Origin of the sequence: Sphingopyxis sp. Root154 (assembly GCF_001427105.1) — a bacterium.
GTDB lineage: Bacteria > Pseudomonadota > Alphaproteobacteria > Sphingomonadales > Sphingomonadaceae > Sphingopyxis.
In genome coordinates, this window is sequence record NZ_LMGI01000001.1 from 103,424 (window position 1) to 127,437 (window position 24,014).

Consider the following 24,014-nt stretch of genomic DNA (forward strand, 5'->3'; position numbering starts at 1 on the left):
TTTGGGACGGTTCCGAAAAACGTGGCCGTTAGATGGCTGGCATTAGAAAATTAACCGCGTTAATTAAAAATTAACAGCAAACGATTCGCATTGGGGACAGGGTAATGAAAATAAAAATGCTTGCATCGGCGATCGCGCCACTTGCTATTTTAGCCTCGGATCCCGCAGCGGCAGCTGCGTTCGTGAATGGAAGCTTTGAAAGCAGCACCTGCGGTGCCGGTGCTGGGGGCTTTGCAACGGTCTCAGCGGGCAACAACTGCATTACAGGTTGGACTGTGGCTTCTGGCTCAGTCGATTACATCAATGGCTACTGGCAAGCCAAGGATGGTGTGGCGAGCATCGATCTCGCTGGTAACAACCCAGGGACTATCTCACAGACCTTCGATACCGTCGCCGGACAGCTCTATTCAGTTGACTATTGGCTTTCCGGAAACCCGGATGGCGGTGATCTGGCCAAATTTGGTGTAGTCTCGGCAATCAATGGCTCCTTAATCGGCTCGGCGACCTTTTTAGGTATTAAGGGTAGCAGCCGTGATGACATGAACTACCTGCCTTGGAACTTCACTTTCACGGCCACTGGCCCAACGACTACGTTAAGCTTCGCTTCCAACCCTAGCGCAGGCAACTTCTATGGTGCTGCACTTGACTCGGTTTCGGTGAGCGCTGCCGTTCCGGAACCCGCAACTTGGGCCCTGATGCTCGTTGGCTTTGGCGCTATCGGCTTCGGGATGCGTCGTCGCCGTGGTGAGAAGATGGGACAGACGCCGGTGCGCTTTGCGGTCTGATCTCTCAGAATAAATATGAATTGCAGCGCCGCTGGTCTTAAAGACTGGCGGCGTTTTGCTGTCAAACACATCTTCCGCAATCCACCCATTCCGGTCATAAGCACGGGCAAAGTAGGCCCCGCCGAAGCGGGGCAGTTTTGAGCGGGTTCCAAGAGGCCCCGCCGCCTTGACTGCCAAGAGAACATACTGAGCGGCGGGTCATGTAGAAACGCTCATAATGCGCGCATGTTCCCGACCCGCTGCACTCTGAGGCTTCTCGTAGGCCGCACGGCAAATGTGCTGTATAAATCCGCGCAGCCGTGCCCTTTCCCCGCGAATGGCATGGTCAGGGCGGCGCAAATGGTTGGTCCCGCAAGCGCCGCCTGTCTTGACGCCGCTCCTATATTTCATAAAAATCGCCCACGGAAGCCAGCTTCATGCTGGCCGAAGGGGCTCCTCTTGTGTAGCCATAACGAGAGGGCGGAAGGGCTTCACCTCCGGTGGGTCCTTTTAAGCATCGCCAGTCAACGGCGTGCTAATTGCTGCTCGATCAGCGCCGGCAGCGATGCCTCAGCCTCCCGCATTATCGCTGGCACATCAACGCGGGCTCGTCTTGACGTGCGGCGGATACCGACGAAAGCGACGATCGTTTCCGTCGCAACCTGACCCTTCCGCAGCCTGCTATCCTTCTGCAGCGATTTGGCCGACCGCGACTTACCCGACCCGTTCAGGTTCGCACCCTGGACCACGAGCAGAGCCTGACCGCCCGGAGAAAGCACGAAGACTGGCGGCCCGATCTTGGTTGCCAACCCCAGCCGCGAATAATTCTCAGGCGGGATGCTCCGCTTGCCGACCCGAGCGGGAATGTCATCTGTCGGAATCCAAAGCCAGCGACCACGGCGAGGCGAGATCTCAGCGCCGGCTGTATAAGCCTCGATCGCCCCGTGCGGTCCGACTTGCTACGGACGTGCACCCAGCCCGACGCCGACCACCCGGGCCTCGAACTGCGCACCGCATCACGCTTGCCCCCGGTCACCGCCATTTCCGATGGCATTGTTCAGGCGGCCCAGCCCGGCGCCGCGCATGGCCTGTATCTTAAACCTAGCCCGCCCCGCCGCAATCTGTGTCGCGTTGAGCGATGCCGCCTTGCAGCCGCGCCTTGGTCTCGCGCTCGAAATTGTCGAATGCGGACCGCGGCGGCATGCGAAGCTCGACCTTAATCCGGCTCACATGAACTTCCTCAAGAGGTACCACGCGCCTGGAGCGCATCCCCTTCTGGCCCGCGATGATGACACGCAAGATGGCCGCCGACTATTGCTCGCTGAGCGAAGTACAGTTCGAGAAAAGCCAAGGCTGCCTCCTTCGGCCTCCCCATGATTTGATCGAAGAGACAAGACGATGACTCCAGCCCAATCGAAAATGGCCCGCGTAGGGCTCAAATGGACGACCGACGATCTTGCGCGCAACGCCCGCGTCGACCGCATGACCGTCGCCCGCTTCGAGCGCGGCGATACCGTTGTGGAAACGTCAGTCACGAAGATGCGCGATGTGCTCACCACCGCCGGCGGCCACTTCACACAAAAAGCAGGCAAGGTCGGAGTAGCGGTGCCGGAATGACTGGCGAGGATCCCGTGCATGTAGCGTGCATGTAGGGCATCCGATCCAGACGCCAAAACTCCCCTCCGAGAAATCCGAGTGAAATTATGTCACAATTTCAGGAAGTTATGGCGCACCCGGAACGATTCGAACGTCCGACCCTCAGATTCGTAGTCTGATGCTCTATCCAGCTGAGCTACGGGTGCGTGGAGAGGCGCCTTTAAGACCCGTCGCGCGGGGGCGCAACCCCCTATTTCAGCTTTGTGACCGTTCCGCACGACGATTGGCGGCGGATCGCGTCGAGCCCGCCGATTTCCGCGGGCTCTTTCAACAAAAGACGGATCAGCGCGATGCCATGATCGTGGTTCGTGCGAACGACCTCGGCTCTTTTCGGCACCGACTGCCCCGCGCGCGCGACGATGATTCGAAACGGCTTGCCGCCCGCCTCGACATCGTTGCGCACGAAAATCACGTCGGTTGCGGCGTCGAAGATGCTGAGCGAGCTGTAGCGGCCGGGCGTTGGCACCACGTTGATCGCAACCGGCCCTTTTGACAGGTCATAAGGACAGCTCGAATAAGCGAGATCGGGGCTCGGCCGCACGACCGGCTGGCGCTCGGGAGTCGCGAGGTTGCCATAGGACATCGTATTGATGCCGCCTTGGCCCAGCCGCTCGATCGCGACATTCATCAGGCCATAGGGAATCGCCCAGATCGCCGCCCAGGCAGTAGCGACCGCGACGATCAGGCCGAAGGCGAGCGGGCCGAGCCAGTTGCGCATCTCAGCAGCCCTCCTTCGCGATTTTCGGGAGCGCGGCTTTCTCGGGATCGGCGCGAAAGGCTTTACCCGGGTTGTACATGCGCAAGGTCAGGTGGAAGGGTTGCCCCTTGGTTCCGGGCAGCCACGCGCCATTAGCGGGCTTTGTCGGCGCGATGGTGACGCGCCACTGCCCCTTGCCGTCCAGCGCCACATTCGCGCCGTTCACCGACCAGATATTCGCGGGACCGGCGACCAAATAGCCCTTGGTGTCGTAAATCGTGACGCTCCACCAGCGCGCGTCGAGCGGCGTGCCCGACAGGCTGTAGCGGCAATTCCCGTCGAGCAATGCGCCCGCGCCGTCGGTCTTCGAAGACCAGTAGACGGTTTCCTTTGCGGGAAGCGCAAGCAGGCCCGCGCGCGCCACCGCCGCGCGGGTCACCGGATCGGTCGCCTTGGTTCCAAAGCCGAGCGAGGTTGTCCACGGGCCATTGACGATCGCGCCGCCACTGAGCCCGCCGCCGGTTATGGCCCATGCCGCGCCGAGCCCCACCGTCAATCCGCCCACCAAAGTGATCGTATAGCGGTGCCAGCTCTTCATCCGCGTTCCCCCGTTATTTGCCCTTTTTCAGCGCAGCCTGAGCGGCCGCGAGGCGGGCGATGGGAACACGGTAAGGCGAGGCGCTGACATAGTCGAGGCCCGTCTTTTCGCAGAAATGGATGCTCGGCGCGTCGCCGCCATGCTCGCCGCAGATGCCGAGCTTGACGTCGGGGCGAGTCTTGCGCCCGCGGTCGGCGGCAATCTCGATCAACTGCCCGACACCCTCGACATCGAGGCTGACGAACGGGTCGGTCAGGAAGATGCCCTTGTCGACATATTGCGTCAGGAAGCGCCCGGCGTCGTCGCGGCTGATGCCGATCGTCGTCTGCGTAAGGTCGTTGGTGCCGAAGCTGAAGAATTCGGCGCTCTCGGCGATCTCGCCCGCCATCAGCGCGGCGCGCGGCAGCTCGATCATCGTACCGACCAGATAGGCAATCTCGCGGCCCTTTTCGGCGAACACTGCTTTTGCCTGCGCATCCACGACCGCCTTCATCAGGTCGAACTCGCGGCGCGTCGCCACCAAAGGTATCATCACCTCGGGGATCGGCGCCGCGCCGGTTTCGGCGGCGACGTCGCACGCCGCTTCGAAGATCGCACGCGCCTGCATTTCGTAGATTTCGGGATAGGTAACGCCGAGACGGCAACCGCGATGGCCGAGCATCGGGTTGAATTCGTGCAGTTCGTTCGCACGCGCCTTGAGCGCCTCAATCCCCACGCCCGCGGCCGCTGCGACATCGGCGAAATCCTCCTCGCGCGTCGGCAGGAATTCGTGGAGCGGCGGGTCGAGCAGGCGGATCGTGACGGGCAGTCCCGCCATCACGCCGAAGATCGCGGCAAAGTCGCCGCGCTGCTCGGGGAGGAGCTTCGCGAGCGCGGCGCGGCGGCCGGCTTCGCTGTCGGCGAGGATCATTTCGCGCACCGCGGTGATCCGCGCGGCGTCGAAGAACATATGTTCGGTGCGGCAGAGCCCGATGCCCTCGGCGCCGAAGTCGCGCGCGACTTGGGCGTCTTGGGGCGTTTCGGCGTTGGCGCGCACCTTCATGCGTCGCACCTTGTCGGCCCAGACCATCAGCGTGCCGAAATCGCCGACGAGTTCGGGGAGCAAAGTCTTGACTTCGCCCGCCATCACTTCGCCGGTCGAGCCGTCGAGGGTCAGGATATCGCCTTCGCGCAGTTCGCGCCCGCCGACGCGCAGCACGCGCTCCGTGCCATCGATCGACAGCCCGCCGGCGCCCGAGACGCACGGGCGCCCCATGCCGCGCGCCACAACCGCCGCGTGTGACGTCATGCCACCGCGCGCGGTCAGGATGCCCTTTGCGGCGTGCATGCCGTGAATGTCCTCGGGGCTGGTTTCGACGCGAACGAGGATCACGGCCTCGCCCATTTCGGCTTCCTTTTCAGCGCCATCGGCGGTGAACATGATCTTGCCCGACGCCGCACCGGGGCTTGCAGGAAGCCCCTTCGTCAGTACGTCGCGCGGCGCGTCGGGATCGAGCGTGGGATGGAGCAGCTGGTCGAGCGCGCCGGGATCGACGCGGCCGACGGCTTCTTCTTCCGAGATCAGCCCCTCGGCCGCCATATCGACCGCGATCTTGAGTGCCGCCTTGGCGGTGCGCTTGCCCGAGCGCGTTTGCAGCATCCAGAGTGTCCCGCGTTCGACGGTGAACTCGATGTCCTGCATGTCGCGATAATGGGTTTCGAGCGTGTCGAAGACGCGGCCGAGCTCGGTGAAGGTCTCGGGCATCGCCTCTTCCATCGACGCCGGCTTGGCGCCCGCCTTCTCGCGCGCGATCTTAGTGAGGTACTGCGGCGTCCGGATGCCCGCGACGACATCTTCACCTTGGGCATTGATCAGCCATTCGCCGTACCAGGCGCGCTCGCCGGTCGCGGGGTCGCGCGTGAACGCCACACCCGTGGCCGAGGTGTCGCCCATATTGCCGAATACCATCGCCTGGATATTGACCGCGGTGCCCCATTCGGCGGGGATCGAGTTCAGGCGGCGATAGACCTTCGCGCGGTCGCTTTCCCAGCTCGCGAAGACGGCGCCGACGGCGCCCCAAAGCTGCTCGTTCGGCTCTTGCGGGAAGGGTGCGCCGGTCTCGCGCTCTACGATCGCCTGATATTCCTTGACCAGCGCCTGCCAGTCTTCAGCCGACATCTCTGTGTCGAGGTAGAAGCCCCTGTCTTCCTTGGCGATTTCCAGCGCCTCCTCAAACTCGGCATGGTCGAGGCCCATGACGACGTCGGCGTACATCTGGACGAAACGGCGATAGCTGTCCCATGCGAAGCGCGGATCGCCCGACGCGTCAGACAGGCCGACGACGGTCTTGTCGTTGAGCCCGAGGTTGAGGACGGTGTCCATCATCCCCGGCATCGACACGCGCGCACCCGAACGGACCGAGACGAGCAAGGGATCGGCTGCGTCGCCGAATTTCTTGCCGGTGATGCCTTCGATGTGCGCGATGCCCGCCGCAACCTCTTCGATCAGGCCCGCGGGGAATTGCTCGCCATTCGCATAATAAGCGGTGCAGACGTCGGTGGTGATCGTAAAGCCCGGGGGCACCGGCAGGCCGATCGAGGCCATTTCGGCGAGGTTCGACCCCTTGCCGCCCAGCAATTCCTTCGAGCGCTCGGCCGTCGTGGCCGCGCCGCCGAACAAATGCACCATATTCGTCATCATATGCTCCTGCTGCCCCGGGGAGGAGGTGGGCGGGGGAATAGGGTCGATCCGCGCGCGGGTCGACTCAGTTTTGCTTTAGCGATGTCAGGCTGGCCTGCCTCCGTGACGAGCCTGCCAATAGTTGAAAATCGCCTGCCCAGCGCCGCCGCCGAAGGTCAAAATCGGCACGTCGCGGCGAAAGCCGAGCGACCAGGCCTTGATCCACAGCGCCTTGCGCGGCTCGATCGCCGCGATCTGGTCCCAGCCGATGTGCAGCGGCGGATGAAACAGGCGGAAGAAGACGGGCGGGCGAAGATAGATGCCGCGCTGGTCGAGCCAGACGTTCATGGCATTCTTGTAGCTGACCCCGCCCGGAAAGCGCCCGATGACCATGGTCGCCCATGAAAAGCGCTCCGCATCGGCGGGGATCGGGCGATCCCATGCGAAGGCGGGCAGGTATTTCGACCAGCCCACGAACGACAGGATGCGCGTGACCAGCAGCCACATCGCGACAAAGAACAGCGGAAAACCGACCGCAAAAATCCAGACGAGATGCGTTTCGTTCATGGCACCCCTTCCCGCGCGCGGCCGCGCCTATCCCTCGATCTTCGAGAAATCGGCGACGCCGTGCACCGCGCCGGTGAAGCGCGACAGCAGACCGAGGCGGTATGCGCGAACGTCCTCATCGGGGTCGTTGACCATCACGCCGTCGAAGAAAGCGTCGATCGGGGCGCGGAGGCTGGCGAGCGCTGCCATGGCGTCGGTGAAGCGTTCGTCGGCGACGGCGGCGGAAGCCGCGGGTTCAGCGCTGTCGAGCGCGGCGAGCAGCACGGCGTCGGCATCGGTCGGCGGCGTCGCGGCAGCGTTGCCGCTCACCTCACCCACCTGCTTCAGGATATTTGCCGCGCGCTTGTAGCCCGCAAGCAAGTTCGTGCCATCCTCGGTCGCCATGAACGCCTGCAGCGCCTTCACGCGGGCGAGCAGGCGAACAAGATCATCCTCACCGCCGAGCGCGAACACCGCGTCGATCAGGTCGTGCCGGACGCCGGCTTCGCGCTGCTGGACCTTGAGGCGGTCAGCAAAGAAATCGAGCAGCTCGGCCGAAACAGCTGCCCCATCGACGTTTTCCAGATTCTGCCGGATAGCATCATTTGCTGCTGCAATCTCGTGACTCTTCTGAACCAATCGCTTCAGATTGAGGCGCGTGCCGTTGACGAGTACGGTCTGGATCGTCTGCAGCGCGGCACGGCGCAGCGCGAACGGATCCCGTGAGCCGGTCGGCTTGATGTTGCGCGCGAAGAAGAGTGTCAGCGTGTCGATACGGTCGGCAAGCGCGACGCAGGCGGGAATGCAACCCTCGACGGCGGCGACATATTGCTGCTGCAGAGCCGAAACCGTTCCCGGCTTTTCGCCGCCCTTTTCAGCATAATAGCTGCCCATGACACCCTGGAGCTCCGGGAACTCTCCGACCATTCCGGTCGCCAAATCGGCCTTGGCAAGCAAGCCGGCACGGCGCGCTGTATCCGGGTCACGCTCGGGGAAATATTGCTCCGCAATCCATCCCGCCAGTGTGGAGATGCGATCAGCCTTTTCGCGCAGCGACCCCATGCCCTCGTAGAGAAGCATAGATTCAAGCTTCGGAAGATAGGATTCAAGCGGGTGGGCGAGATCCTGCTCCCAAAAGAAGCGTGCATCTGAAAGGCGCGCCGCAAGAACCTTCTCGTTGCCTGCCACGACTTCCTTGCCGCCATCGACCGCGTCGATGTTCGCGGTGCAGACGAAGCCGTTGGCGAGTTTGCCGTCCTTGCCGTTCACGACGAAATATTTCTGGTTCACGCGCGCGGTGAGCTGGATGACCTCGGGCGGGACTTCGAGGAAGGCGGTGTCGAAGCGGCCGAGCAGCGGCACCGGCCATTCGGTGAGGCCGGCATTCTCGATCACCAACCCCTCGTCCTCGACGAGCGCCAGCCCCGCATCGGCCGCCGCCTTCGCAGCGCCATCGCGGATGATCGACTGGCGCTCCTCATGGTCGACGATGACGTGGCAGGCGCGAAGCTTTTCGGCATAGTCCGATGCCGAGCCGATCGTGATCTCGCCCGGGCAGTGGAAGCGGTGGCCGCGCGTCGCGAAACCGGCGGAAATCCCGCTAACTTCACACGCAATGAGGTCTTCGCCGAAAATCGCGACGATGCCCGACAGCGGGCGGACCCAGCGCAGGCTTTCGCTGCTCGCGCTGTCCCTGCCCCAGCGCATCGACTTCGGCCAGGCGAAGGCGCGGATGATCGCGGGGATCGCCTCGGCGAGCACGTCATTCATTGGACGACCAGGCTTGTGCTGCCTCGCAAACCACACGCCGTCGCTCTGGACCAGTTGATCCTGCGTAAGACCTGTCTTGCGAAGGAAGCCCTCCAACGCGGCCGGAGGCGCGCCAACACGAGGGCCTTTGATGTCTTCATGAACTGCGTTCGTTTCGAGTGGCAGGTCACGGACAATTAGAGCCAGCCGACGGGGCGTTGACCACACTGTAATCTTCCCAATCGCGACATCGACCGCCAGCATTTGGTTGGTGAACAAGGTTTCCAGTGTCGCTCGCGCGCCGGCCTGCATCCGCGCCGGGATTTCCTCGCTGCGCAGTTCGAGAAGAAAGTCGGTCACAGCGTCCACCCCGGATATTTTGCGGTCCAGCGTTCGGACTGGCTGTCGATCCACGCCTTGCAGCTGCCTTTTGCGAGGTCGCGGACGCGCGCCATATAGTTGGCGCGTTCCTGCACGCTGATCACGCCGCGCGCCTGGAGCAGGTTGAAGAGGTGGCTCGCCTCGATCGCCTGGTCATAGGCCGCGAGCGGAACGCCTGCCTCGATCGCGCGGTTGCACTCATCCTCGGCAGCCTTGAAGCCAGCAAAGAGCGTGCCGGTGTCGGCGACCTCGAAATTCCATTTCGAGAACTGCTTTTCATTCTCGAGGAACACGTCGCCATAGCTGACCGCCGCGACATCGCCGACCGCGTCGGAAAAGCGCAGGTCGTAAACATTGTCGACATTCTGGATATACATGGCGAGGCGTTCGAGCCCGTAGGTGAGCTCGCCCGCGACGGGTTTGCAGTCGAAGCCGCCCATCTGCTGGAAATAGGTGAACTGGGTGACTTCCATCCCGTCGCACCAGACTTCCCAGCCCAATCCCCACGCACCGAGCGTCGGCGACTCCCAGTCGTCCTCGACGAAACGGATGTCGTGGAGCAGCGGGTCGATGCCGATCGCGGCGAGGCTGCCCAGATATTGTTCCTGCAGGTCGGCCGGCGACGGCTTCAGGATCACCTGATACTGGTAATAATGCTGGAGCCGGTTCGGGTTCTCGCCATAGCGGCCGTCGGTCGGGCGGCGGCTCGGCTGGACATAGGCGACATTCCACGGCTCGGGGCCGAGGCTGCGCAGCGTCGTCGACGGGTGAAAGGTCCCTGCCCCGACGCGCATGTCATACGGCTGCAAAATCGCGCAACCGCGCGCCGCCCAATAGGCGTGCAGCGTCAGGATCATGTCCTGAAAGCTGAGTGGTGTCTTGTCCGCCCCGTCGGCCACGGCCGCAATTCCTTCGCAGGTGCAAAAAATCGCCGCCGCATTGGCCTAGCGGCGGCGCATGGTCAAGGCTCCGCACTTTTCGTCACGGCGCGAAAATACGCGACTTGGTCAGGTGTGCAGAACTTTTTGTAAGGTGTTGTTGACATGGTCAGCAAATCGCGACATATAGTCATGCATACCTGACATTAAGACATGTTGAGTTGACCAAGACCCGGTCGATCCAAGGAGAATACACATGATGGCCCGCACGCTGATCCTCGCCCTCTCGTTTACCGCCGCCGCCATCCCCGCCGCGGCGCACGCCGAAGACAGGCGCGCCGCCGTCCGCACCGACGACCTGAACCTGAGCCGCGCAACCGATCGCGACCGGTTGGACACCCGCCTGAAGAGCGCGGCTCGCGCCGTCTGCAATACCGGCGCTCGCGGCGCTGCCGAGAACAGCCGCCGCGCGGCGTGCATTTCGGCCGCCCTCGCACAGACCGAACCGCGCACTAAGCGCGCAATCGCCCGGGCTCAGGGCGGCACGCAGCTCGCGCTGCTGATGATCGGCGCGCCGCGCTGACGACAGGATTGGATGGTTTCGTTCGCGCCGCGCCTCCCCGGTGGCGGCTGGCGACTTGGGCTGGAGCGCCCTCATGATGACGGCGCTCCAGCCCATTGCCGAAACGAACGAACGATCCGGACCCCGTTGCCCCAAACCCCGACCATCCCGAAGGCCCATAAAATTCCCTTCCCCGAGATTTTGATGCGCTATGGGAAGGCCGGGATTCTTCGGATGGAAATGCTGGCGAGGCGCCGATGAACAATAAATTGAAAGTGCTGCGCGCGATGCGGAACTGGAGCCAGGCGGAACTCGCCGACCGGCTCGATGTCTCGCGGCAGGCGGTGAACGCGATCGAAACGGGGAAATATGACCCCTCGCTTCCGCTCGCCTTCAAGCTCGCGCGGCTGTTCGACATGCCGATCGAAGAGATTTTTGATGACGGCCACGAAGGAAGCGACAATGACTGAGACCCGGAACATGAAACGCCCGATGTCGCCGCGCCGCAAATGCTATGCGGCCGGAATCGGATTGGCTTTGGTGGTGGGCGCCGTCCTCGGTGCCGTGATGCAGCGCGGAGAAACCGGTGACGGGCTGACGATATTCAGCAACGCGCCGCTGACCCCAGGCTTCGCCACCGGCGCCGCAATCCTCTGGGTCGTCGGCATGATCGTCAGCCTCGCCATCTATCATCGCGCGGTCGATGATCATGAGGAGCGCGCCTATCTGTGGGCCGGTCTCGCCGCATGGTACACGTTCACGCTGTCGGCGCCGACATGGTGGGTTTTGCACCGGGCCGGCATCGCGCCAGCTCCCGACGCGATGCTGCTGTTCGCCGGCGCGCTGGCGGTCAACCTCATCGTCTGGCTGTGGCTCAAATACCGCTGAGTATTTTCCGCTCCCCTTCCCCGCTCGATCCGGCCATAAGCGCCGGTAACGAAAGTGATTTCCCGATGAAAACCTGGTTCAAGAAGCTTGCCACAACCTGCGCGATCGTCGCTTTCTCGTCGTCCGCACTCCCCGCCGCTTATGCCGCCGAGCCGGGCGCCGCGGCGGCACCTGCCACGACCGATGCCGATCCCGCGCTGTGGGTCGTCAAGGACAAGGACACCACGATCTACCTCTTTGGCACCGTCCATGTGCTGAAACCCGGCCTCGGCTGGTTCGACGAGGCGGTGAAGACGGCGTTCGACAAATCCGACGAGCTGATGCTCGAAATGGTGATGCCCGAAGATCAGGTGGCGATGCTGAAGGAAATGATGTCGCTGGCGATGGACCAGAGCGGCAAGACGCTCTCCTCGCGCCTCGATCCCGAGCAGCTCAAGGCCTATGAGGCCGCGTTGGCCAGCCTCGGCATAGCACCAACGCAGTTCGATATGTTCGAGCCCTGGTTTCCCGCCATGACCCTGTCGGTGCTGCCGCTCACCAAGCTCGGCTATGATCCCGAACAGGGCGTCGAAAAGCTGCTGACGAGCTCGGCCAAAAGGGCCGGGAAGCCGGTTGTGGGGCTTGAAACGCTGGGCCAGCAGCTGGGCTATTTCGATACGCTGCCCGAAAACCAGCAGATCAGCTTCCTGAATTCGGTGGTCAGGGATCTCGACAAGCTGGGGCCGCAGCTCGACAAGATGGTCGGGCAGTGGGCGAAGGGCGATCCCGATGCGCTGGCCGTGACGATGAATGAAAGTTTGGCCGAGACGCCCGAACTCGGGAAGGTGCTGCTCTGGGACCGCAATGCCCGCTGGGCCGATCAATTGAAGGCACGGATGGACCAGCCGGGCACCGTGTTCGTCGCGGTCGGCGCGGGTCATCTGGCAGGCGATAAAAGCGTGCAGGATTATCTGAAGGCACGCGGCATCGTCGCCAAGCGGGTCAAATATTGAGCGGGGCGCCCCGCCTTTCCGGCCATCGGGGTCGCCGCATTGCGGCGGCCCTTTTGCCGTGCCTGCTCGCGGCGTGCGGCACCGCCGAGCCGACACAGCAGGCGAAGCCGGCAATGTGGCTGGTCGCCGACGACGACACGCAAATCTATATGCTAGGCGCAATGCACGCGCTGCCGCGCGGCACCGACTGGCACGGCGACAAGGTCGCTGATGCGATCGGGTCCGCCGATGAACTGGTGATGGAATTGTCGCCCGAGGAGCTGGCGGAGGCGGGCGGAGTCTTTCAATCGCTCGCCCCCCGGACCGCACCACTCGCGATGGAAAAACGGCTGCCGCCCCCCGCGCTCGCCGGCTATCGGGCGCTGGAGGCGAACGGCGGCGATTTCGGCGGTGACACGCTCGACGATTGGGCGGTGATGGTGCTGATGGGTCAGCGCGTGGCACAAAATGCCGAGCTGGATTCTTCGGACGGTGTCGAAACGCGACTGACCGAACAGTTCAAGGACGCCCGAAAGCCGATCCGCGGTCTCGAGACCGCGCGCGAGCAGTTGATGCTGTTCGAAACGCTCGACGCGAAGACGCAGCGCACGCTCCTGACCCGTGCCGCCGAAAAATCGGGCGATGCGGTGAAGGAGGTCGGCGCCCTGACCGCTGCGTGGGGCCGCGGCGACGTGGCTGCGCTGGAAAAGGTCATCAACGAGGATGTCGACACGGTGCCGGCAGCGCGCAAGGCGATCATCACCGACCGCAACCGGCGCTGGAGCGCGTGGGTGCAGAAACGCCTCGAACAGCCGGGGACGGTGCTGATGGCGGTCGGCGCAGGGCATCTGGTCGGGGCCGACGGCGTACCCGCGATGCTCGAGGCGGACGGCCTCAAGGTGACGCGGGTGCAATAAGCGCCGTCGCGCTTGCATTTCCGTCGCTTCCCCGCTAAGCGCCGCCGCTTCCGTCCATGGTCATCCCTGGAGGCGTGGCGGAACTGTGTAACTGTTTCTCGGAGAAATGATATGAGCGATCAGCTGACGCTGACGGCCGAGACGCGCGAACGCGGAGGCAAGGGAGCCTCGCGTGACCTGCGTCGCAATGGCCGCGTCCCCGCCGTTGTCTATGGCGGCAAAGAAGAACCCCTGATGATCCACGTCGAAGAAAAGCTGCTGATGAAGCAGCTGATGACGGGTCACTTCATGAACTCGGTCGTGATGATCGACGTGGGTGGCAAGACCATCCGCACCCTGCCGAAGGACGTCGCTTTCCACCCGGTCAAGGATCGCCCGATCCACGCCGATTTCCTCCGCATCGCGAAGGACGCCAAGGTTACCGTCGCGGTTCCGGTCGTGTTCACGAACGAAGAAGCCTCGCCGGGCCTGAAGCGCGGCGGCGTGCTGAACGTCGTTCGTCACGAGCTGGAAATTGCCTGTGACGCGGACAAGATCCCTGACGAGATCACGATCGACGTCACCGGTTTCGACGTTGGCGATTCGATCCACATCAGCAACGTCACCCTGCCCAAGGGCGCCGAAAGCGCGATCACCGATCGCGACTTCACCATCGCCACGATCGTCGCCCCCTCGGCGATGAAGTCGAGCGAAGGCGATACCACCGTCGACAGCGGCGAAGCTGCTGCCGAAGACGGCGAAGAAGCCTGATCATATCCGGGCGGCCCCTCCCCTGGCGGGAGGGGCCTTCCACGAAAGGCGAATAGCATGCAGCTCTGGGTCGGCCTCGGAAATCCCGGGCCCCAATATGCGATGCACCGCCACAATGTCGGCTTCATGGCCGCCGATGTCATCGCCGATGTCCAGGACTTTCCGGCGCCCGCGAAGAAATTCCAGGGCTGGATCCAGGACGGGCGCATCGGATCGCAGCGCATCCTGCTGCTCAAGCCCGGCACCTTCATGAACGAAAGCGGCCGCAGCGTGCGCGCCGCGCTCGATTTCTATAAATTGACCCCGCAGGATGTCACCGCCTTCTACGACGAGCTCGATCTCGCGCCGATGAAGGTGAAGGTGAAACAGGGCGGCGGCGCGGCGGGCCATAATGGCATCCGGTCGATGATCCAGCATATCGGCGAGGATTTCCGCCGCGTGCGCATCGGCATCGGCCATCCGGGACACAAGGACCGCGTCACCGGCCATGTCCTTGGCAATTACCACAAGAGCGAGATGGAGCCGCTGATCGACCTGCTCGGCGCGATCGCCGCCGAGGCGAAATGGCTCGCCGACGGCGACGACGTGCGGTTCCAGAGCGACCTCGCGCTGCGCCTGCAGGGGTGACCACCACGCGCGACGCAACGGCCGCCGATCGCGATGCCGTCGTCGCGATCTGGGAAGCGTGCGGCCTGACGCGCCCATGGAATGATTCGGACGCCGATTTCCGGCGCGCGCTCGACCATGAAGCTTCGACGGTCATTGTGGCTGAACGCGGCGCGCGGATCGTCGCAACCGCGATGACCGGTTTCGACGGACACCGCGGCTGGATCTATTATCTTGGCGTCGCGCCGGACCATCAGGGACAGGGCCTTGCGCGACAATTGCTCGACGCCGCGTGCGAATGGCTCCGGCTTCGCGGCTGCCCCAAGGTCGAGTTGATGCTTCGCGATGGCAATCCTGTATCGGGCCTTTACGAGCATCTTGGCTGGGAACAGCAGGACGTCCGTGTTTTCGCCCGGTGGCTGACCTGATCCGACGGCTCCTCATGTCACTGAAGCGTCATAGGAATCATACGCTCCCGACATGGTGAAGCCATCTAGCTGACACCTCCCTCTGCAATCGGTGCGCCACCTCATTCCGGACGATCCAGTCCGGGGCTCAACCGAAAACAGGGGGACTGCATGTCACATCTTACCGACGACGCCCGCGCGCCTTATCGCGGCGAAACCGATACGCTTCCGGGGCCTGACAGCCTGGAGGCGATCGTTGCCAAAAATCCCTCGCGCCGGACGTTGCTCCGCAACGGCCTGTTCGGTCTGTCGATCCTGCCGGCGCTCGCCGCGTGCGACGACACCAGCGGCGACCCCTCGGTCGTTCTGCCTACGCCCACCCCGACACCGACCCCCACCCCGACGCCCACGCCGGTCAGCTACGCGGTCAGTTTCGCCGCGGTCGCCGCGAATCAGGACGACAAGGTCACCGTACCCGCGGGCTACAGTGTCGACGTGCTGCTGAAGGCCGGCGATTCGGTTGAAACGGGCGCCGCCTATTCGGGCAGCTTCCCCACCCCCGCGGTCGCCGAAAAATGGGCGGGCGGCAATCACGACGGCATGGAATATTTCGCCTTTCCGGGCGTCGACGCCAACAACCGCGGCATCCTCGCGATGAATTACGAATATCCCGACTTCAACATCCTGATGGCGGGCAGCTATGACGCCGCGACCGCAACCGCCGACCAGAAGGCGCTCGCGCTTTCGGCGGTCGGCATCGGCGTCGTCGAAATCGCCAAGGGCAGCGACGGCAAATGGGCCGTGCAGGCCGGATCGACGTACAACCGGCGCTATACCGGCAACAGCAGCTATCGCGCCGGCGGCCCCGCCGCGGGCCTGCTGTCGGGCACGATCAAGGGCATGCTCAACAATTGTTCGAGCGGCCGGACGCCGTGGGACACCTATCTGACCTGCGAAGAGACGATGGACAATTATTTCGACCCGACGCAGCCCGCGAACAACTATGGCTGGGTGGTCGAGATCGATCCGCTGCGCGAACTGGCGCAGCCGACGAAGCGCACCGCGATGGGCCGCTTCAATCACGAGAATGTCGCCTATATGGCGAACGCCGACCGCCGCGTCGCTTTCTATATGGGCGACGACACGACGCCGGGCTGCATCTATAAATTCGTCCCCGACCGCGCCTACAGCGCCACGAACCGCGCCGCGAACACGGACCTGCTCGACTATGGCACGCTCTATGTCGCGCGCTTCAACGGCAACGGCACCGGCGAATGGCGTGCGCTGGTGGTCGGCCAGAACGGCCTGACCGCGAACGCGTCGGATCCCGGCAACGTCAGCCAGAGCACGACGCCGCCGACGCCGGCGATCGTCAGCTTCAACAACCAGGCCGACGTCCTGCTCCGCTGCCAGTCGGCGGCGCGCGTCGCGGGCGGCACCGTAATGGACCGCCCCGAATGGCTGACCGTCGCGCCCGACAACAAGGCGGTCTATTGCACGCTGACCAACAACAGCGGCCGCCGCGTCGTCGACCCCGCCAACCCGCGCGTCACCAACCTGCACGGGCACATCATCAAGTTCCGCGAAGAAGGCGATTCGCCGCTGGCGACCAAGTTCAGCTGGGAAATCTTCCTGACCGCGGGCGATCCGTCGCTCTCGGCGGGCGGCAGCAACCTCGTCGGCAATATCAACGGCGACACCTTCTCCAGCCCCGACGGCCTGCGCATCGACCCGCAGGGTCGCATGTGGGTGCAGACCGATCACAGCGTTCCCGGCAACTCGGGGGTCGCTGGGCGGACGATCGACCAGGCGTTCGGTCACAATGCAATGTTCTATGTCGATCAGGTCACGAAGCAGTCGAAGCGCTTCCTCGTCGGCCCGCTTGGCTCCGAGATCACGGGTCTGGCCTATACGCCCGACCTCAAGACCTTCTTCGTGAACATCCAGCACCCGACGGGCAACTGGCCGGTCGCGGGGCAGCAGCCGCGCTCGTCGACCGTCGTCGTCCGCCGCACCGACGCCCAGCCGGTCGGTGTCTGATTGCGCGCCGCCCGCTCTCTTTTACCGGGAGCGGGCGGCGAGCCTCAGATGAACTTCATATCGCCGAAGATCCAGCGCCACGGAGCGCCGGTCTCACCCAATATGTCCCGCACGATCATGGGGAAAGCGGCCTCGGCACGGACGTCGTTCGACATGATCAGTACGCACCGCTCGCCATTTTCAAGGCAGACGAGCGTGTTGCCGGTCGAATCATTGTGTCCGCCGCGGAAGAATGCGGTGCCCTGCGGTCCGGTGAAGGTGATCAGACCGACGCTTGATGCCACACCCACGGGCTGTTCCGCCGCAGGAGCGTCGCCATCCAGCGTCGGGAATTGCGAGCGCGAACGGATCGCGAGGCTCGGTCGCAGCAGTTCCGCGCGCGATGCCTTTGACAGCCCCTGTCCAGACACTAACGCCGCCGCGAAATTGGCCAGATCGGTGATCGTCGTATCCATCGACCCCGCGGCGCGGACGCGGCCGCGCTCGTCGTGCGGCACCGCCTTACCGTCGAGTTCCCAGCCGTCAGCCAGATTCGCGGCGAAATCGGTGCGCCAGACCAGGCTACTGTTCGGCATCTGCAGCGGATCGAAGACGAGCCGCTGAAGCTCCCTGCCCGCATCGAGCCCGAGCCCCTTCTCGATCCCGAACTGGAGCAGCATGATCCCTTCGCCCGAATAGCTGTAGCGGCTGCCCGGATCGAAATGGATGCGCAGCCTGCCGTCGGGTTCGAGGAAATGGAAATTCGCAAAGCCGGTGCTGTGGTTCAGCACCATACGCGGGGTGATCGTTCGCCAGCGCTTGTCGCCGGCAAGGTCGGCCCAATTGCCATAGGCGTCGAGATTGCCATAGTCGGGCAGCGGCTTTTCGAGCATCGCAGCAATCGGCTTGTCGAGCTCGACCTTGCCCTCATCGACCAGCCGCAACACCGAATAGGCGAAGACCGCCTTGGTCAGCGACGCGCCGTACATGATGGTCTGCGGCGTCAGCGGATCGCCCTTCGCATTGCGCTCGCCGAACGCCTGCACCGACACGACCTTGCCTCGGTCGACCACCGCGATAGCGAGACCCCGCGCGCCCGTTGCGGTCATTGCCTGCCGCGCGGTTCCGGCGATTGCCTCGTTGCCCGGTATCGGCTTGGCCACCGCGGGCGTTGCCATCAGCATGGGCAGAATCCAGGCCAGTTTCGCAGCGCGCATCGCCATCTCCCGATATCAAGACATAACAGCTGCTATACCATAACAACACACCTCGCAACAGATTGCGGTCAGGGCGCTTTTCTCTGCGGCGGTGGCGGCGGCGAGCCGTCGCGCGTCTGCGACATCAAGGTCACGCACATCGTCCGGTGCACCGGATGCCGGCCGCAGGCGATGCCGGCATAGCGGTGCGTCGGACGCAGCAGGCTGTGGCGATGGCCGCGGTCGGGCACGCCGTCGTCGATCAGCAGCTGGTCGACGACGCCTTCGGGCGTGTGATGCCCATAGGTGATAACTTCGTTCACATAGGGGCGGCCGCCGCGCGCCTTCATCCGTTCGCCGGGGCCGCTGCCCCGCGTATAATGGCCGACCGCCCCCGACCGCGACTGGACCGCGACATGGTCCGCGGCGGCGCGCGCCAGCGGGTCGCTCCATTCCAGTTCGGGGAGCGGCCTTTCGCGGCGGAGGTCGCGGATCGCCTCGTCGACCGCGGCGACGCCCTCGCGCGTCATGATGTCGATCTCGCTGTCGTCGTTGCTGACCAGCAGCTTGCCTTCGAAGCGCGGGCGATAGTCGCGCAGATATTCGGCATAGGCCGCGGGATCGCTGCGAAAGCGATTGAGTTCGGTGAAAACGCCCTCTTCGAAGCGGCTCGGCGCAGCGACGGCGGCGGTGGCGCCGATAGTCAGCAAGATGCCGGCGGCAAGAAGGAGGCGGGGCTTTGTCATGGCGAGCGCGATAAAGCCGCAAGTCTGAACCGCGCGCAACGGCAAAGACTGGCGCCGAAAGCAATCTGGCGCTAGGGGCGCTGCAACACCGGCGCCTCACTCAATCGCGCGCCGAACCTCACGGAGTTTTTATGGGTTTCAAATGCGGCATCGTCGGCCTGCCCAACGTCGGCAAGTCCACCCTGTTCAACGCGCTGACCGAGACCGCGGCGGCTCAGGCGGCGAACTATCCTTTCTGCACGATCGAGCCGAATATCGGCAATGTCGCGGTGCCCGATGCGCGGCTAGAAAAGCTCGCCGCGATCGCGAGCAGCAAGAAGATCATCGCGACGCAGCTCGCCTTCGTCGACATCGCCGGCCTCGTGCGCGGCGCGTCGAAGGGCGAAGGGCTCGGCAACCAGTTCCTCGGCAACATCCGCGAAGTCGATGCGATCGTCCATGTCCTGCGTTGCTTCGAGGATGATGACATCCAGCATGTCGAAAACAAGGTCGACCCGGTCGCCGACGCCGAGACCGTCGAAACCGAGCTGCTGCTCTCCGACCTCGAAAGCCTCGAAAAGCGCGTCCCCGCCTTCGCCAAAAAGGCCGCGCAGGGCGACAAGGAAGCGAAGATCGCCGCCTCGGTGCTTGGCCAGGCGCTCGACCTGCTGCGCGAAGGCAAGCCCGCGCGGCTGACCGAACCCAAGGACGAGGAAGAAGCCCGCGTCCTGCGCACCGCGCAACTGCTGACCTCGAAGCCCGTTCTCTACGTCTGCAACGTCGACGAGGGCAGCGCCGCGAACGGCAACGCCTTTTCCGAGAAGGTCTTCGCCAAGGCGGCCGCCGAGGGTGCGCAGGCAGTGGTCGTCTCCGCCGCGATCGAAAGCGAGCTGGTGACGATGGACATGGCCGACCGGCTCGAGTTCCTCGAAGAAATGGGCCTGCACGAAACCGGCCTCGCGCGCGTTATCCGCGCCGGTTACGAGTTGCTGCACCTGATCACCTTCTTCACCGTCGGGCCGCAGGAAGCGCGCGCGTGGACCGTCCACACGGGCGCCACCGCGCCCGAGGCCGCGGGCGAAATCCACAGCGATTTCCAGAAGGGCTTCATCCGCGCCGAAACGATCGCCTATGACGATTATATCGCGCTGGGCGGCGAAGCGCGGGCGCGCGAGGCAGGCAAGCTGCGCGCCGAAGGCAAGGCCTATGTCGTCCATGACGGCGACGTGATGCATTTCCTGCACAGCTGATGCGGCCCCGTCATGGCGGCGCCGATCAGCGCTTAAAGCCACAAAAGCCCCGCATACGCGCATCAATTTTGCGTCCTTTGAGGCTTTAAGACGACAAAGGATACGCATGTGCGCGTCGAAACTGTCTCTTTTGTCGCTTTAGGAACATGTTGCGAAAGCCGGTGATTTCAAAGAGCGGGCCGCAGGCTGGCACGGCGCGATAATGTAGGACAGCGATTTCGTGCCGAGCGGCTTCTAGCGGCTTGGCTGTAGCCCCCCTGATCGCATGGCTCTCAACGGCAGCATTTCGGAACAATGGCAATGGCGAATTCTGTACAAATGCTCAGCGAATCCGATCGGCGATTGGTTGCCGAGTGGGCAGCAGCGTGTGCCGAACGAGTGCTGGGGTTGTTTGAGGCCGAAAGCCCCGGCGATGACCGCCCCCGTGCCGCTATTGCCCGCGCCCGCGCATTTTCTCGCGGCGAGTTGGACACCGCGTCGGGAATACGCCAACGGTTCGGCGGTGGGAGCACCGCCCGTGAAGCGAACTCGCCCGCGGCAGCGGCCGCAGCCAGGGCTGCCGGTCAAGCCTCGGCGATCTGCCACATGGGCGCGCATGCCTTGGGCGCTGCAGCCTATGCTGTCAAAGCCGCCAGCCTAGCCGCTCCACACCAACCGGATGCCGCCGACAACGAGATCCGGTGGCAATTTGCCCAAATGACGGCTGACGTGCGGGCTGCACTTCGGTTGCTCCCGCCAGTCGGCGAGAGCCGATCGGGACCTCTCGGGCCAGGCCTCCTCGCATCAGGTCAGATCGGCATCATCATCCGTCAAATCCAAGCCTATCTCGCTGGAACGGGCTGACCATGAGCGGCGCGCGAATTGCCGGATTTGTCGCTCGCGCAACGCCATGGATTGGCTAGTAACCGCAAACCAATCCTGGCAGCCCGCAACCCGCCGTTAGCTGCCGTTGCGGAACAGGTTAAGGCTCGAACGCCGCCAATATCGGGCACGGCCCCTTGTCGCTTGCCGCGCATTGGTCGGCGAGGCGCGTCAGCGCGGCGCGTGTCGCGGTCATCTGTGCGATCTTTTCATCAAGCAGATCGATCCGCTGCCGCGCCAGCGTGCGTACGCGCACGCGGTCATCGCTCGCCTCGAGCGCGAGCAGTTCGGAAATCTCGTCGAGGGTGAAGCCCGACGCCTGCGCGGAGCGGATGAATTTGAGGCGGCGGAGATCGTCCTCGCCATAGCGACGGATCCCGCCTCGCCAGCTGTCACCGCCGCTCCGCGCGGGCGTATCGAGCAGGCCGCGGCGCTGGTAATAGCGAATGGTTTCGACCCCGACGTCGCCCGCCGCCGCCAATTTTCCGATCGTGAGCTGCATCGCTTGACTCCGTACCATGGTACGGACGCTATATGGGTGGCATGACAAAGCAAGCAACCCTCCATCGCATGGTCATGCCGGGACACACCTGCCCCTATGGCCTCAAATCGAAACATCTGCTCGAAAGCCGCGGTTTCACCGTCGACGACCGCTGGCTGACGACGCGCGAGGAAACCGACGCGTTCAAGGCCGAGCATGGCGTGAAGACGACGCCGCAGACCTTCATTGATGGCGTGCGCATCGGCGGTCACGACGATTTGCGCCGCCATTTCGGGCTGAAGGTCGCCGACCCCGACGCGACGAGCTACACGCCCGTGATCGCGCTGTTCGCGATGACCGCGTTGATGGCGCTCGCGGCGAGTTTCGCGGTCGAGGGCAACGCCTTCACCCTGCGCGCCGCCGAATGGTTCATCTCGTTCAGCATGATCGTCCTCGCATTGCTCAAGCTGCAGGACGTCGACAAATTCGCGACGATGTTCCTCAACTATGACCTGCTCGCCAAGCGCTGGGTTCCGTACGCGAGCATCTATCCCTTTGCCGAAGGCCTCGCGGGCGTGCTGATGACCGCGCATGCGCTGCCCTGGCTTTCGATCCCGCTTGCCCTCTTCATCGGCGGTATCGGCGCGGTATCGGTGTTCAAGGCGGTCTATATCGACAAGCGCGACATCAAATGCGCGTGCGTCGGCGGCAGCAGCAAGGTGCCCTTGGGCTTCGTGTCGCTGACCGAGAATGTGATGATGGTCGCAATGGCGCTGTGGATGGCGCGCATGTGGTTCTGACGCGCTCCACCATCCGTCATTGATGAAACATGGGACTGGGCTATCAGGGGCGGTGATTCGTCCCCGGGGAGCCCAGCCATGTTCAACCGCCGCCACTTCCTTGCCGGGGCGACGCTCGCCGGCCTTGCCGCCCCCGCAATCCTGCGCGCCGAGGGCGGTATCTTCCGCGAATTCCCGTTCAGCCTCGGCGTCGCGGCGGGCGATCCGGCGAGCGACGGCTTCGTCATCTGGACGCGCCTCGCGCCCGAACCGATGGAACGCCATGGCGGGATGCCGCTGGCGAATTTCCCGGTCGACTGGGAGGTCGCGAGCGACAGCGGCTTTCGCGACGTCGTTGCCAAGGGCACCGAACTCGCACGCCCCGAACTCGCGCACAGCGTCCATGTCGAGGTCGCGGGGCTGCAGCCCGACCGGCCCTATTATTACCGCTTCACCGCGGGCGGCGAGCGCAGCCTGCGCGGCCGCGCGCGCACCCTGCCCGCGCCGGGCGCAAAGGCCGATGCGCTGAAATTCGGCGTCGCCGGGTGCCAGCATTTCGAGGCAGGCTTCTTCGGCGCCTATCGCCACCTCGCGCGCGAAGATCTCGCCTTCGTCTATCATTATGGCGACTTCATCTACGAATATAGCGAGGAATATCTGTTCAACACCGGGCTGCCGACGCGCCCTGTACGCAAGCATGCGCACCGGGCGCTTGTCGACCTTGGCGATTTTCGCGGCGCCTATACGCAGCAGCTCGGCGACATTGACCTGCAGGCGGCGCGCTGTACCCACGCCTTCCTGGCGAGCTTCGACGATCACGAGATCCGCAACGACTGGGTCTCGGACATCGACAATTGGAAGCTCGGGCTCGACGTCAACGATCCCGAAGCCGCGTCGCCCGAGGTTTTCATGCTGAAGAAACAGGCGGCGATGCAGGCGTGGTACGAGCATATGCCGGTGCGCAAGGCACTGCTCCCGCGCGGCGGCATGGTCGCGATGAACCGCGAGTTTCGCTGGGGCGACCTGATGGCGATGCAATTGCTCGACACGCGCCAATATCGCGACGACCAGCCGTGCGACGACGGCTTCAAGCCCGCGTGCCCTGACGTGTTCGCCAAGGACAAGCAGGTGCTCGGCAAGGCGCAGGAAGAATGGCTCGGCCGCAACCTCGCGAAGGGCGGTGCGACGTGGAACGCCTTTGCGCAGCAGATCACGATGATGTCGCTCGACCGGCGGCGCAAGGCCGAAGAACCCAAGAAGATCGTCAACCTCGACAGCTGGGCGGGCTACGAAGCGCCGCGCGAACGCATCCTGTCGCGCATGGCAGGGCTCAAGAACAATGTCGTGCTGACCGGCGATGAGCATCAGAATTTCTGCGGGGACCTTGTGCGGGGGGACAAGCTGGTCGGCGCCGAATTCGTTGCAACCTCGATCTCGTCGGGCGGCGACGGCAGCGACAAACGCAACGGTACCGACGTGTTCCTGAGCCAGAACCCCGAGCTCAAATTCGCGAACGACCAGCGCGGCTATATCGTGTGCGAGGTCAATCGTGAGGCATGGCAAACGCATTTCATGGTCGTCGACAAGGTCACGACGCCGGTGAACGCGCTGTCGAAACGCGCAACCGGCGTCGTCGAGCGCGACGTCGCCGGGATCAAGATGGCGTGATGTGTC

General features: G+C 63.9%; 26 protein-coding genes and 1 tRNA gene. 15 read left to right on the forward strand and 12 right to left on the reverse strand.

Annotated elements, in window-relative coordinates:
* Positions 1 to 104: 104 nt before the first annotated feature.
* Complete coding sequence (locus ASD73_RS22070) at positions 105 to 785, forward strand: choice-of-anchor C family PEP-CTERM protein (protein ID WP_082521263.1); 681 nt, start codon at positions 105 to 107, stop codon at positions 783 to 785.
* Between the two features lie 503 nt (positions 786 to 1,288).
* Here ASD73_RS22070 and ASD73_RS00460 read toward each other — a convergent pair.
* Entirely contained in the window at positions 1,289 to 1,573 is a 285-nt protein-coding gene (locus ASD73_RS00460) for a hypothetical protein (protein ID WP_056370093.1), read from the reverse strand.
* 292 nt (positions 1,574 to 1,865) lie between these two features.
* Positions 1,866 to 1,994, reverse strand: coding sequence for a hypothetical protein (locus ASD73_RS23390; protein WP_268799815.1), 129 nt, complete (start codon positions 1,992 to 1,994; stop codon positions 1,866 to 1,868).
* Positions 1,995 to 2,162: 168 nt separating this feature from the next.
* Here ASD73_RS23390 and ASD73_RS00465 point away from each other — a divergent pair, with 168 nt between their 5' ends.
* A complete protein-coding gene (locus tag ASD73_RS00465; protein WP_156377230.1) occupies positions 2,163 to 2,381 on the forward strand; it encodes a transcriptional regulator in 219 nt (72 codons plus the stop codon).
* A 108-nt stretch (positions 2,382 to 2,489) separates the two neighbouring features.
* On the opposite strand, the gene ASD73_RS00470 is transcribed toward ASD73_RS00465, so the two are convergent.
* The 7 genes from ASD73_RS00470 to ASD73_RS00500 all read right to left on the reverse strand — a co-directional run bounded on the left by ASD73_RS00470 (position 2,490) and on the right by ASD73_RS00500 (position 9,907).
* Positions 2,490 to 2,566: transfer RNA gene (locus ASD73_RS00470), tRNA-Arg, on the reverse strand.
* A 44-nt stretch (positions 2,567 to 2,610) separates the two neighbouring features.
* Positions 2,611 to 3,138, reverse strand: a complete 528-nt coding sequence (locus tag ASD73_RS00475) for a DUF1254 domain-containing protein (RefSeq protein WP_056370088.1) — start codon at positions 3,136 to 3,138, stop codon at positions 2,611 to 2,613.
* A gap of 1 nt (position 3,139) precedes the next feature.
* A complete protein-coding gene (locus ASD73_RS00480) occupies positions 3,140 to 3,715 on the reverse strand; it encodes a DUF1214 domain-containing protein (RefSeq protein ID WP_056370086.1) in 576 nt (191 codons plus the stop codon).
* 13 nt (positions 3,716 to 3,728) lie between these two features.
* Positions 3,729 to 6,392, reverse strand: coding sequence for a pyruvate, phosphate dikinase (gene ppdK / locus ASD73_RS00485; protein ID WP_056370084.1), 2,664 nt, complete (start codon positions 6,390 to 6,392; stop codon positions 3,729 to 3,731).
* An 87-nt stretch (positions 6,393 to 6,479) separates the two neighbouring features.
* Positions 6,480 to 6,941: a hypothetical protein gene (locus tag ASD73_RS00490; protein WP_056370082.1), complete on the reverse strand. Its 462-nt coding sequence runs from the start codon at positions 6,939 to 6,941 to the stop codon at positions 6,480 to 6,482.
* A 27-nt stretch (positions 6,942 to 6,968) separates the two neighbouring features.
* On the reverse strand, positions 6,969 to 9,029 hold the full coding sequence (glyS, locus tag ASD73_RS00495; protein ID WP_056370515.1) for a glycine--tRNA ligase subunit beta: 2,061 nt from the start codon (positions 9,027 to 9,029) through the stop codon (positions 6,969 to 6,971).
* On the reverse strand, positions 9,026 to 9,907 hold the full coding sequence (locus ASD73_RS00500) for a glycine--tRNA ligase subunit alpha (protein WP_056370513.1): 882 nt from the start codon (positions 9,905 to 9,907) through the stop codon (positions 9,026 to 9,028). Before ASD73_RS00500 ends, glyS begins: the two co-directional genes overlap by 4 nt.
* Before the next feature lie 277 nt (positions 9,908 to 10,184).
* Between ASD73_RS00500 and ASD73_RS00505 the strand changes: the two genes are divergently transcribed.
* From ASD73_RS00505 to ASD73_RS00545, 9 genes are all read left to right on the forward strand, one after another.
* Complete coding sequence (locus ASD73_RS00505; RefSeq protein WP_056370080.1) at positions 10,185 to 10,511, forward strand: UrcA family protein; 327 nt, start codon at positions 10,185 to 10,187, stop codon at positions 10,509 to 10,511.
* Between the two features lie 236 nt (positions 10,512 to 10,747).
* Positions 10,748 to 10,960: a helix-turn-helix transcriptional regulator gene (locus ASD73_RS00510; RefSeq protein WP_056370077.1), complete on the forward strand. Its 213-nt coding sequence runs from the start codon at positions 10,748 to 10,750 to the stop codon at positions 10,958 to 10,960.
* Positions 10,953 to 11,378: a hypothetical protein gene (locus tag ASD73_RS00515; RefSeq protein WP_156377231.1), complete on the forward strand. Its 426-nt coding sequence runs from the start codon at positions 10,953 to 10,955 to the stop codon at positions 11,376 to 11,378. The genes ASD73_RS00510 and ASD73_RS00515 overlap by 8 nt, the downstream gene beginning before the upstream one ends.
* Before the next feature lie 65 nt (positions 11,379 to 11,443).
* Positions 11,444 to 12,370: a TraB/GumN family protein gene (locus tag ASD73_RS00520; protein WP_056370074.1), complete on the forward strand. Its 927-nt coding sequence runs from the start codon at positions 11,444 to 11,446 to the stop codon at positions 12,368 to 12,370.
* A 53-nt stretch (positions 12,371 to 12,423) separates the two neighbouring features.
* The gene (locus ASD73_RS00525) at positions 12,424 to 13,266 is read left to right on the forward strand and encodes a TraB/GumN family protein (RefSeq protein WP_235534036.1); all 843 of its coding nucleotides are present in this window, start codon (positions 12,424 to 12,426) and stop codon (positions 13,264 to 13,266) included.
* 111 nt (positions 13,267 to 13,377) lie between these two features.
* Positions 13,378 to 14,016 carry a 50S ribosomal protein L25/general stress protein Ctc gene (locus ASD73_RS00530; protein WP_056370070.1) on the forward strand — a complete coding sequence of 213 codons (639 nt, stop codon included), beginning with the start codon at positions 13,378 to 13,380 and terminating at the stop codon, positions 14,014 to 14,016.
* 57 nt (positions 14,017 to 14,073) lie between these two features.
* Positions 14,074 to 14,643, forward strand: a complete 570-nt coding sequence (pth, locus tag ASD73_RS00535) for an aminoacyl-tRNA hydrolase (protein WP_056370068.1) — start codon at positions 14,074 to 14,076, stop codon at positions 14,641 to 14,643.
* Positions 14,640 to 15,050, forward strand: a complete 411-nt coding sequence (locus ASD73_RS00540) for a GNAT family acetyltransferase (protein WP_056370066.1) — start codon at positions 14,640 to 14,642, stop codon at positions 15,048 to 15,050. Before pth ends, ASD73_RS00540 begins: the two co-directional genes overlap by 4 nt.
* A 150-nt stretch (positions 15,051 to 15,200) precedes the next feature.
* Positions 15,201 to 17,069, forward strand: a complete 1,869-nt coding sequence (locus ASD73_RS00545) for a PhoX family protein (protein ID WP_056370064.1) — start codon at positions 15,201 to 15,203, stop codon at positions 17,067 to 17,069.
* Positions 17,070 to 17,113: 44 nt separating this feature from the next.
* On the opposite strand, the gene ASD73_RS00550 is transcribed toward ASD73_RS00545, so the two are convergent.
* Together ASD73_RS00550 and ASD73_RS00555 are read right to left on the reverse strand one after the other, a co-directional pair.
* Positions 17,114 to 18,265, reverse strand: coding sequence for a serine hydrolase domain-containing protein (locus ASD73_RS00550; protein WP_156377232.1), 1,152 nt, complete (start codon positions 18,263 to 18,265; stop codon positions 17,114 to 17,116).
* 68 nt (positions 18,266 to 18,333) lie between these two features.
* Positions 18,334 to 18,990: a CAP domain-containing protein gene (locus tag ASD73_RS00555; RefSeq protein ID WP_156377233.1), complete on the reverse strand. Its 657-nt coding sequence runs from the start codon at positions 18,988 to 18,990 to the stop codon at positions 18,334 to 18,336.
* A gap of 131 nt (positions 18,991 to 19,121) precedes the next feature.
* On the opposite strand from ASD73_RS00555, the gene ychF reads away from it, so the two are divergent.
* Both ychF and ASD73_RS23500 read left to right on the forward strand, forming a co-directional pair.
* Positions 19,122 to 20,219, forward strand: a complete 1,098-nt coding sequence (gene ychF, locus ASD73_RS00560) for a redox-regulated ATPase YchF (RefSeq protein WP_056370058.1) — start codon at positions 19,122 to 19,124, stop codon at positions 20,217 to 20,219.
* A gap of 318 nt (positions 20,220 to 20,537) precedes the next feature.
* Positions 20,538 to 21,062, forward strand: a complete 525-nt coding sequence (locus ASD73_RS23500) for a putative immunity protein (RefSeq protein WP_443027936.1) — start codon at positions 20,538 to 20,540, stop codon at positions 21,060 to 21,062.
* Positions 21,063 to 21,180: 118 nt separating this feature from the next.
* Here the strand turns inward: ASD73_RS23500 and ASD73_RS00570 are convergent, their stop codons facing one another.
* The gene (locus ASD73_RS00570; protein ID WP_056370055.1) at positions 21,181 to 21,582 is read right to left on the reverse strand and encodes a MerR family transcriptional regulator; all 402 of its coding nucleotides are present in this window, start codon (positions 21,580 to 21,582) and stop codon (positions 21,181 to 21,183) included.
* Positions 21,583 to 21,623: 41 nt separating this feature from the next.
* Between ASD73_RS00570 and ASD73_RS00575 the strand changes: the two genes are divergently transcribed.
* Both ASD73_RS00575 and ASD73_RS00580 read left to right on the forward strand, forming a co-directional pair.
* Positions 21,624 to 22,361 carry a glutaredoxin family protein gene (locus ASD73_RS00575; RefSeq protein WP_056370053.1) on the forward strand — a complete coding sequence of 246 codons (738 nt, stop codon included), beginning with the start codon at positions 21,624 to 21,626 and terminating at the stop codon, positions 22,359 to 22,361.
* A 78-nt stretch (positions 22,362 to 22,439) separates the two neighbouring features.
* Positions 22,440 to 24,008: an alkaline phosphatase D family protein gene (locus tag ASD73_RS00580; RefSeq protein WP_056370051.1), complete on the forward strand. Its 1,569-nt coding sequence runs from the start codon at positions 22,440 to 22,442 to the stop codon at positions 24,006 to 24,008.
* Positions 24,009 to 24,014: the final 6 nt, after the last annotated feature.